Below are 9,862 nucleotides of genomic sequence, written 5' to 3'. Positions count from 1 at the left end.
GCTCATTCTCCAGGGCTGCCTGGTTCTTGGCGACGAGCGGCTTCTGGTACTGTGCCTCCAGGTCGTAGAGCTTCTGCGAGCGGCCTACATCCTGATTGCACTGCGCTTCGATGACTGCGATTCGAATTTCTTCTTCGGAGGGGGTGTTGCTCTGAGGAATGTTCTTTGATTCCTTGACGGTCATCTCGCTATCGGGGGTGAGGCCCTTGTCCTTGACGCATCGCTTCCACTCGTCGTCGAGAGATTTTTTGAGTTGCCTATCGCCTGCGGCATTTCGGGCGTCGGTCTCCAAACGCGTAAACGTGCTGCTTCCGAAGGGTATCTCTCCAATTTGCTTCATCTCATCGACGGCGCGCTGATAACATTCGGTCCTGACATCCTTCCCAGGATCGGAGGAGGATGCGGGGGAGGAGAGGTCCAGCGTATTCGATTCATTGGGCTCGTGGAGGCCGTATTTTTGGGCGTGCTCAACGTTCCAGATCCCGTAGGTTCTGCCGAGGTTCCTGCCGGATCCTTCGGTGGGGACGAACATCTCGTAGTGTTGCCCGTGTTCGGCAAAGCACTTTTTGCGGGCGAGCTCAAGGGCTTTGGTGAAGTATTCGCCCTTGCCGGCGGTGTTGTATGCGTCCAGAGGCAGGATCACCCGGTCATTTTCTGTGTCGAAGATTGCTCGGGCGCTTTCATCCTTCTCCAACGTGGGACCGAAGGAGCAAGAAGACAGCACAGTGCTGATGAGGGCAGCCGCCAGGAGCTTTTTCAAAGCTGACATGGTGCTCCTCCAATCTATAAGATTCGTTGAAGAGAGCTGATGCGGTCGTTCCAATCGAACGGGTCCCACCACTCAAGTCCTTCGCGAACACCCCTTAGATTATTGAAATCTCGTGCATTCGTAGTAAGGCATGCCCCCTGGTACCCCTCGTGTTCACAGACGCGGTAATTCTCGCCGTAGCTACGAATCGAGCTAATCGAATCGTTGTAAATTCCGTACCCCCACCACACGGCAAGGTTTTTGACGGAGTTTCCCTTGGTATCCAGGGTAAAGAACCCCTGCCATTGGGCGTCGGTGGAGAACTGAGCGGAATGACTTGCAGGGACATTAATCCCTACCAACGTGGTAGCAACCAAGCCGGTTGCCAACAATTTTCGTAGACGCATTGTGTGTTTCCAATCTGTCTCGGGGGCTATAGACGTCGCGGTCGTTGCCCTGTAATGCCACACAAATTTATGTGGTTTTTGAATACTTCTCAAGAAGTATTTTAAAGATAACCCAAGTCGGGAGTGATTTGCAGAAAAATTAGCGCATGTGTTTTGTTGAAAATATCACACAAAACCCTATGTGATTGATCTTGTAGTCGCTGATGGGATTGACTGAACCGTCAACGAGCGCCGCGCCGCAATGGTGGAGACATAAGCCCCGCGGGTTAGACCGCCGGTACAACGTAGCCGGCACAATATAGCCGGTACAGCTTAAGAAGGGTGTGTGCCGTGTTCACTGAACACGACACACACCCTTTTCTGTCGGCATACTGGCTGTTACCGACTGCTATTCGCTGTTACTGGTTGTCGAGCACGTACTGCTTGAACTGCTCGTCCCGGCGTTTGAATTCTTTGAGCTCATTCTCCAGGGCTGCCTGGTTCTTGGCGACAAGCGGCTTCTGGTACTGCGCTTGCAGGTCGTAGAGCTTCTGCGAACGGCCTATATCCCGGTCGCACTGCGCCTCGATGGTGGCGATTCGAATTTCTTCCTCGGAGGCGACGGCGCTCTGAGGAATATTCTTTTCTTCCTCGACGGTCATTTCACTATCGGGGGTGAGGCCCTTGTCCTTGACGCATCGCTTCCACTCGTCGTCAAGAGATTTTTTGAGCTGGGTATCTCCTGCGGCGTTTTGCGCTTCGGTCTCCAAACGCGTAAATGTGGCGACACCGATGGGTTTTTCCCCAATTTTCGCCATCTCTTTGCTGGCGCGTTGATAGCATTCGGTGCTGACGTCTTGCCCAGAGTTGGATGAGGGTGCAGGGGAGGGTAGCTGCTGCTGATCCGATTCTTCGCGCTCGTGGAACCCGTATTTTTGGGCGTGCTCAACGTTCCAGATTCCGTAGGTCCTGCCGAAGTTCCTGCCGGCCCCCTCAGTGCGGACAAACATCTTGTAGTGCTGCCCGTGTTCGGCAAAGCACTTTTTGCGGGCGAGCTCAAGGGCCTTGGTGAAGTATTCGTCCTTGCCGTCGGTGTTGTAAGCGTCCAGGGGTAGGATCACCCGATCATTTTCTACGTCGAAAATCGCGCGGGCGCTTTCGTCCTTCTCCAGAGAAGGGCCGAAGGAGCAAGAAGACAGCACAGTGCTGATGAGGGCAGCCGCCATAAGCTTTTTCAAAGCTGACATGGTGTATATCCAATCTGTTACGGGGAGCCTGTGGCGTCGCGGCCACACCCCCCCCCGTAGACCACGCGAACTAGGTGGCCTTGAGAACACTTCTTGAGAAGGTGACTTAACAATACCCCTAGTGGATGCGGGTTTGCGCTCAATAGGGAGGTGCGTGCAGCAGAAAATTTTCTGCCGCATGGCGGGTTCGGTGTCGGTTGCAGATTTGCCTGGTGAGATTATGGTGAGATTGCGCAGGATAGGTGGGCGCACCTGATTTGGTGCCCCGCCCGCCTCGCGCCACAATGAACACATGACCGCAGAAGACACCAACGCACTAACCAGCGCCAGGCTCGACCTCTGGCTCTGGTCCGTGCGCATCTTTAAAACCCGTTCCCTCGCCGCCGACGAATGCAAAGGTGGCCACGTGCGCGTCAACGACGCCCCCGCCAAACCCTCCCAAAAACTCAAGAAGGGTGACGTGGTGCGCGTGCGCTACCCCGGCTGGGAACGCGTCTTTAAAGTCGAAAAACTCCTCGTCAAACGCGTAGGCGCGCCCATCGCCGTCACCTGCTACGAAGACCTCTCCGGCCCGCGCCCCGCCTACCTCTCCATGCCCCCGGTTGCCAAACGAGAACGAGGTAGCGGCCGCCCCACCAAGAAGGAGCGCCGCGCCCTCGACGAACTGCGCGGCCGAGGCGCCTAGCCGCGCCCATCTCGCGCGCCCATCTCGCAGAGTGCACCCCGCCCCGCGCGCAGGCACCCGCCGCGGCGGCGGAGAGTAGCCTAGAAGGATGAGCACACAGAAACACCCGAATACCGAGCCCGGCGATACTGTACCCGGCGGCGCTGAACCCTGTAGCACTGCGTCCGGCGCGCCCGCAAAGAATGCCGCGAAGGTAGCGAGCCCCAGCGCCAATACTGCTGAGCCTTCGCTGAACCGGCGCATCCTCGCGCTCGCCGTACCCGCCTTCGGCGCGCTCATCGCCGAACCCATCTTCGTGCTCACCGACTCCGCCCTCATCGGCCAACTCGGCAAGGCGGAACTCGCGGGCATGAGCATTGCCGCCACGCTCGTCACCACGGTTGTGGGCCTCATGAACTTTCTCGCCTACTCGGTCACGCCCGCCGTGGCGCGTGCCTTCGGTGAGAAGAACCTGCGCCGCGCCTGGCAGATTGGCGTAGACGGCGTGTGGGTAGCCTTCGGTCTCGGCATGCTCCTCATGATCGCCGGATACGCCTTCGCAGACCCGCTACTGCGCGGCCTCGGCGCGACCGACGAAACCATGAGCTACGCCCTCGACTACCTGCACCACTCGCTGTGGGGTATTCCGCCGATGATGATTATCCTCGCGCAGGTCGGCACGCTCCGCGGACTGCAAGACACCGTCACCCCGCTCAAAGTCGCCACGGTCGGCACGCTCGTGAACATTGTGCTGAACTGGCTGCTCATCTACCCGGTCGGCTGGGGCGTTGCCGGTTCGGCGACCGGCACCTCCCTCACCCAGTGGGGCATGGCCGCCGCGCTCGGTGTGGTCATGATGCGCGGCACCCGCGAACACACCGTCCGCTGGGCACCCGACGTAACCGGCATGCGTTCGGTGCTCTCGCTCGGCTCCTGGCTCATGCTGCGCACCCTATCCATGCGCATCGCCTCCCTGCTGACCGTGTTCGTCGTGGCACGATTCGGCACCGAACACACCGCCGCCTACCAGCTCGGCATGGGCGTATTTAACCTCTTCCTCTACGCCCTGGACTCCCTCGCCATCGCCGCCCAGGCGCTACTCGGCAAGGAACTCGGCGAACGCGACCTCAACGTAGAATCCGAACGTGCGAAGGTGCGCCAGCTGAAAAACCGGCTGCTGCGCATGAGCCTCATCTACGGCGTCATCACCGGCCTGATTTGCCCGCTCATCGGCTTCTTCGGCTCCTGGATTTTCACCAAGGACGCGCAGGTGGCGTTCCTCTTCACCATCGCCACCGTCATCATTGCGCTCGGCCAGCCCATCGCCGCGTACGTGTTCACCCTGGACGGCATCCTCATGGGCGCGCAGGACGTGAAATACCTGGCGATTGGCTGTTTCATCATGCTGGTGATGTACGTGCCCGTCATGCTAGGCCTGCACTGGGCGGTCGGCAACGGCACCATGGATGCGCTCGCCGGGTATTGTGGCTTGTGGGCGGCGTATATTCTGTACTTCCAGGGAATCCGCGCGGTCATTTTCGGTCGCCGTGCCGCCTCGGATGTGTGGATGAAGGCCGGCGCCGAGTAGGGGGTAGGTAACGGTGCTCGCGCGTATTTTCTGCGGGCGTAACTCGCCACATTTCGTACCGCCAGCGCCCGCCGCGGGTGTAGCATGACGGGGTATTGAAACCCTCATGCAAAGGATGAAACCGTGACCGTAACCCGCGAAGAAGCCCTCGAAATTTTCGCCCGCCGCCGCGCAACCCGCGCCTACGACCCCGACCGCCGCGTCAGCAACGAAGACTTCGCCGCAATCCTCGAATTTGCGCGCCTGTCGCCCAGCTCCGTCGGCACCGAGCCGTGGAAGTTCCTGGTCATCCAGGACCGTGAACTGCGCGAGAAGCTCAAGCCGATTTCCTGGGGCATGGCGGGCGCCCTCGATAACGCAAGCCACCTGGTCGTGCTGCTGGCGAAGAAGGGCCTGCGCTACGACACCCCGTGGATGCGCCGCACCCTCGAGGGTCGCAACCTCACCGAAGAGCAGATGGAAGCCGCACTTGAGCGCTACAGTGACTTCCAGAAGAACTGCATTAAGGTTCTGGAAGACGACCGCGCGCTCTTCGACTGGGCCTCTAAGCAGACCTACATCGCCCTGGGTAACATGATGACCGGCGCCGCTATGCTCGGCATTGATTCCTGCCCCATCGAGGGTATGAACTACGATGCGGTGAACGAGCTGCTCGCCTCTGCCGGCCTGTTCGACCCGGAGGAGTACGGCGTATCCGTGGCCGTGACCTTCGGTTACCGTGCCCGCGAGATTGCGCCGAAGAGCCGCCGCCCCATCGAGGATCTGGTGACCTGGGCTTAAGGTTTTGCCGGGCTGGTGAGGCTCGGCTTTCGAAGCTAGATGTTCAAGCCGCCGCCCGTGAAAACTAAATATAAAGAAATGCACCACCCTTACACGGGCGGTGCATTTCTTTATATCTTTTACCGCGCGAAAAGCACGGTGAGATGCGCTTTTGAAATTTTCGTTTGAAATCGCGTGGGGCGATTCAGCCTGTATAACCGTGCCAGCCTGCGCGCCAGCCCGTATAGCGGCGGAACGCTACTTCCTAAACGCCGTCAGACGCATAGAATTCAGCACCACAAATACCGAGCTGAACGCCATTGCCGCAGCCGCAATCATCGGGTTCAGCAGGCCCGCCACGGCGACCGGAATAGCCGCCGAATTGTAGGCGAACGCCCAGAACAGGTTCGACTTAATGGTGCGCAGCGTAGCGCGGGAGAGACGCAGTGCCGTCACCACCGAAGCAACATCCGAACGGGTCAGCACAATATCGGCTGCTTCCGCGGCAACGTCCGTGCCTGAACCCATTGCAATGCCCAGCTCCGCAAGAGCCAGCGCCGGGGCGTCATTCACGCCATCGCCGACCATCGCCACGCGGTGACCGGCAGCCTGCAACTTCTCAATCACCTGCGACTTACCCTCCGGGGTCACGCCGGCATACACGTTCTCAGCCGAAATACCGACCTTCGAGGCGACCGCCTGCGCAACCTGCGGGGCGTCACCGGTGAGCAGGATCGGCTCCAGGCCGAGCTCACGCAGCTGCGCCATGGTTTCTGCCGCCTCCGGCTTGGGGGTGTCGGCAACCGAAATCATGCCGACCGGCTGCAGAGCGGAGGTGCTGCTCGGGGCCTCATCAGGGGCCTCGCCGCGGGCAACAAGCACCGTCGTCAGACCCGCCCGGCGAGCCTGGTCCAGCAGGGCCAACTGAGCCTCGCTCAGCTGCGCACCCGCCGCCTGCAGGTACTCGGGGGTACCCACCACAACCAGCTGGGAGGCGCCATTCTCGGCATCTTCACCCGCGCCGCTTAGCACGCCGCGTACGCCGCCGGGAACACCCTCAAAGCCGCTCACGCTCGGTGCCGAAGCGCCCTCCGCCAGCACGCCCTGCTCACGGGCAAAACCGGCAATCGCGCGGGCAATCGGGTGCTCACTCAGCGCCTCCACGGCGGCGGCATCACGCAGAACAGACAGAGAACGCTCGTTCTTGGAACCGATAGAATCCGGCGAAATACCGGACAAGTCACCCGCCGACTCATAGTCACCAAAGGTGCCGTAGAATGCCACAGACATCTCACCAGTCGTCACCGTACCGGTCTTATCCAGCACCACGCGATCAACCGTGCTCGTCGCCTCCAACACCTGCGCATTACGAATCAAAATGCCCAACTGCCAGCCGCGACCCGTACCCGCCAGCAGCGCCGTCGGAGTAGCCAAACCCAGGGCGCACGGGCATGCCACCACCAGTACCGTCACCGCCGCATTAAACGCCGCCGCACCGTCACCAGAAATCAGCCACCAACCGACCAGGGTCAGCACCGAAATCGTCAAAACCACTGGCACAAACACCGCAGAAACACGATCCGCCAGGCGAGCAATCGGAGCCTTCGTCTCCTGCGCGCTCGCCACCAGCTCACCCATCTTCGCCAGAGTCGTCTCAGCGCCCACGCGGGTTGCACGCACCGTCAACGCACCAGACGTATTCACCGTCGCACCCGTGACCGCATCGCCCGGATGCACCTCCACCGGCACAGACTCACCCGTCAGCAGGGACGCATCCACCGCCGACGAGCCCTCAACTACCACACCATCCGTGGCAATCTTCTCACCCGGGCGCACCAAGAACAGGTCATCCGGCATGAGGTCCTCCACCGGAACCTGAACCTGCTTCGTCACGCCCTGCTTATCGGTGCGCAGCAGAGTCGCCTCCTTCGCACCCATACTCAGCAGGGTGCGCAGCGCCTCCGAAGAACGGTTGCGAGTGCGGTGCTCAATCGCGCGACCAATCAGCAAGAACAGCGTCACCATGGACGCCGAATCAAAATACAGCGGCGCATGGTTGCCGGTAAACATCGACCAGAAACTACCGCCCGCATGATGCACATGCGCCGTCAACGCCGGGTTCATGAGCAGCTGCGCCAGCGAATAGAAATACGCCAACACCACGCCGAGAGACACCAGCGTATCCATCGTGGAGGAGCCATGACGCGCATTAATAAGCGCCGCACGGTGGAACGGCGCAGCGCACCAAAACGCAACCGGCGCCGTCAGAACCGCCACAACCCAACCCCAATTCGGGAACTGGAACGACGGGAACATCGAAATCAAGAAAATCGGCACACCCAAAATCGCCGCATAAATAATGCGGTCAGTGAAGCCGCCAGTCATGCTCGGGGTGGTGTGCTGCCCGCCGCCGTCGGATGTGCTCGCATCAGTGGCGGCACCCGCGCGCGGGCCGTTCTTGAGGTGCGCCTTGTAGCCGGCACTGTTGATGGTCTTAACGATCTGCTCGTCGCTCACGCCCTCGGGTACGATGACGCGCGCCGACTCCAGCGGCAGGTTCACCGCCGGGTCAACGCCGGGGATTTTGCGGAGCTTACGCTCCACGCGACCCACGCAGGATGCGCAGGTCATACCCTGAATATCCACGTGAATGATTCGGGTGGACTCCGTTGATTTTACGGTCGTTCCGGCGGCATTAAAAAGAGAGCGCTCACTCTGTGATGAGGGCTTCTGGAGTGCCGTTGAAGGCTGTGTAGAAGACACAATACTTCCTCAAAAATAAAAACGGGAGGGTAGAAAAGGCGCGCACCAAGCCGGGGGAGGGCCCCGAAGGACCCCGCCCCGGACGGTGCTTGGTGCATTATCAGGACGCGGCATTGAGCGCGCGCGAGGCTGTAAACGCGGCGGCGGGAGTAAAGCTGCGGCGGGAGTAATGCTGTGGCGGCTTAGTGGTCGCCGGGTAGCCCATCCGGGCGGGTCGTGTGCGGGCGAACACCGGTCACCTTCGCGCCTCGATCGGAGACGCCGTAGGCACGTTTCACAGCGGCCCGCGGGAACGGCGAAGCGTTCGCCTTCTCACGCGCCTTCAGACCCAGCTCGTGCTCGGCGGAACGCTTATTTTCGCTGGTGCCGCCGCGTCGTGAGGCGCCGGGCGCATCCTCACGCGCCGTATATTCGGGGCTCTGCTTGACCCAGGAATCGACCAGGGCGGGGTCCAGGCTCATCTGCCGGGCGACGCGGGCAATCGCGTCGCGCAGGTGCATGTTATCGACGCCGACGAGGGTGCGAACCGCGCCAACAACCATCGCAATGTACTGCGGAGGGTAAGCCATGATGACTCCTAATCGAGCCGGCTGCCGCGCTAGACAGCGGGGGTGAAGCCAGCCTCTACGATAGCGTCTGCAACAGCCTGGGTGTTGAGGGTGCCCTCGTGTTCAATGGTCACGGTGGAGACGCCGTCCTTGACGACATCCACGGTCACGCCGGTCACGCCGGGAACTTCGCTGACCTCTTCGCTGACGCTCATAGCGCAGTGGTTGCAGGTCAGGCCGGTTGCCTTAACGGTGGTGGTGCTCATGATGATTTCCTTTCGGTAATGGGTTGAAAACTTGGGTCCGCCCGGTGTTTAGGGGCAGCGTGTTTAGCTACGCATGAGGCGGGAAATGGCGGCGGTTGCCTCTTTGACCTTGGCCTCTGCGATGGTCGGGTCGCCGGTGCGTTCGGATTCGACGGCGGCGCCGGTCACGCAGTGGCCGATGTGCTCTTCGAGCAGGTTCAGGGAGACGGCGTGGAGCGCCTTGGAGACCGCGGCAACCTGGGTGAGGATGTCGATGCAGTATTTATCTTCGTCGACCATGCGGGCGATGCCGCGGACCTGCCCTTCGATGCGGCGCAGGCGCTTGAGGTGCGCCTCTTTGTTGGAGGCGTAGCCGTGCTGGGTTTCGGGTGCCTCGCCGCTACAGCATGCGCCGGTGTGCGCCTCGGTAGGCTCCTTGGTGGGTGTGCCGGATGCGGTGCTGACCTGGGCGGATGTGCTGTGGCAGCACTGGTTGTTAGTGGTTTCCATGACTCCAGTATATACCCTAGGGGGGTATCTTGCAAGGGGGGTTTACGGGTTATTACGCGGTGAGGGTGCAGGGGCTTGTCGATAGGGGGATTCTTCGATAGGTTACGGCCCTTTCGATAGGTTAGTGTCTTCACTGCGGGTTAAAGACCCACGGCGAAGACACTAACCTATCGAAAACCTCGGTCTAAAAAGCAGGCGGCCCCGGATGCGCCAGGTAGGAGGTAGTCAGGAGCCGGTTATGGTTTAGCTTTTTTGGTGGCGGGTTAGTGACTTCAGGCTGGGGTTTTAACTATTACCAAAGACGCTAAGTCATGACTGAAATTGCTACGTCATGACCGAATTTTTACCCGTGTGGAGGCGCTGCCTCTGCGAATTTGTGCCATGGTTTAGCGTCTTCTGCCATG

At 60.4% G+C, this 9,862-nt stretch carries 9 protein-coding genes; 3 read left to right on the top strand and 6 right to left on the bottom strand.

Annotated features, from left to right (window positions below):
• The coding region (locus HMPREF2980_RS01175) for a UDP pyrophosphate synthase (protein WP_070689845.1) at positions 1-769 on the bottom strand (769 nt) is incomplete at its 3' end.
• A gap of 784 nt (positions 770-1,553) precedes the next feature.
• Complete coding sequence (locus HMPREF2980_RS01165) at positions 1,554-2,381, bottom strand: UDP pyrophosphate synthase (RefSeq protein WP_070689842.1); 828 nt, start codon at positions 2,379-2,381, stop codon at positions 1,554-1,556.
• 292 nt (positions 2,382-2,673) lie between these two features.
• Here HMPREF2980_RS01165 and HMPREF2980_RS01160 point away from each other — a divergent pair, with 292 nt between their 5' ends.
• The 3 genes from HMPREF2980_RS01160 to HMPREF2980_RS01150 all read left to right on the top strand — a co-directional run bounded on the left by HMPREF2980_RS01160 (position 2,674) and on the right by HMPREF2980_RS01150 (position 5,413).
• Positions 2,674-3,066, top strand: a complete 393-nt coding sequence (locus tag HMPREF2980_RS01160; RefSeq protein WP_005507918.1) for an RNA-binding S4 domain-containing protein — start codon at positions 2,674-2,676, stop codon at positions 3,064-3,066.
• Between the two features lie 88 nt (positions 3,067-3,154).
• Complete coding sequence (locus HMPREF2980_RS01155; protein WP_083313492.1) at positions 3,155-4,633, top strand: MATE family efflux transporter; 1,479 nt, start codon at positions 3,155-3,157, stop codon at positions 4,631-4,633.
• 123 nt (positions 4,634-4,756) lie between these two features.
• Positions 4,757-5,413, top strand: a complete 657-nt coding sequence (locus tag HMPREF2980_RS01150; RefSeq protein WP_070689840.1) for an NAD(P)H-dependent oxidoreductase — start codon at positions 4,757-4,759, stop codon at positions 5,411-5,413.
• Between the two features lie 237 nt (positions 5,414-5,650).
• Here HMPREF2980_RS01150 and HMPREF2980_RS01145 read toward each other — a convergent pair whose 3' ends face one another.
• The 4 genes from HMPREF2980_RS01145 to HMPREF2980_RS09675 all read right to left on the bottom strand — a co-directional run bounded on the left by HMPREF2980_RS01145 (position 5,651) and on the right by HMPREF2980_RS09675 (position 9,458).
• Positions 5,651-8,155: a heavy metal translocating P-type ATPase gene (locus HMPREF2980_RS01145; RefSeq protein WP_070689838.1), complete on the bottom strand. Its 2,505-nt coding sequence runs from the start codon at positions 8,153-8,155 to the stop codon at positions 5,651-5,653.
• A gap of 182 nt (positions 8,156-8,337) precedes the next feature.
• Positions 8,338-8,724 carry a chorismate mutase gene (locus tag HMPREF2980_RS01140; RefSeq protein ID WP_070689837.1) on the bottom strand — a complete coding sequence of 129 codons (387 nt, stop codon included), beginning with the start codon at positions 8,722-8,724 and terminating at the stop codon, positions 8,338-8,340.
• Between the two features lie 29 nt (positions 8,725-8,753).
• Entirely contained in the window at positions 8,754-8,969 is a 216-nt protein-coding gene (locus HMPREF2980_RS01135; RefSeq protein WP_044150011.1) for a heavy-metal-associated domain-containing protein, read from the bottom strand.
• A gap of 63 nt (positions 8,970-9,032) precedes the next feature.
• The gene (locus HMPREF2980_RS09675) at positions 9,033-9,458 is read right to left on the bottom strand and encodes a metal-sensitive transcriptional regulator (protein ID WP_070689834.1); all 426 of its coding nucleotides are present in this window, start codon (positions 9,456-9,458) and stop codon (positions 9,033-9,035) included.
• Positions 9,459-9,862 lie beyond the last annotated feature (404 nt).

The sequence above is a fragment of the Rothia sp. HMSC076D04 genome (genome assembly GCF_001814645.1).
GTDB lineage: Bacteria > Actinomycetota > Actinomycetes > Actinomycetales > Micrococcaceae > Rothia > Rothia mucilaginosa.
Note: the sequence above shows the minus strand (reverse complement) of the source record. Positions and strands in the feature narration are given on the sequence as shown.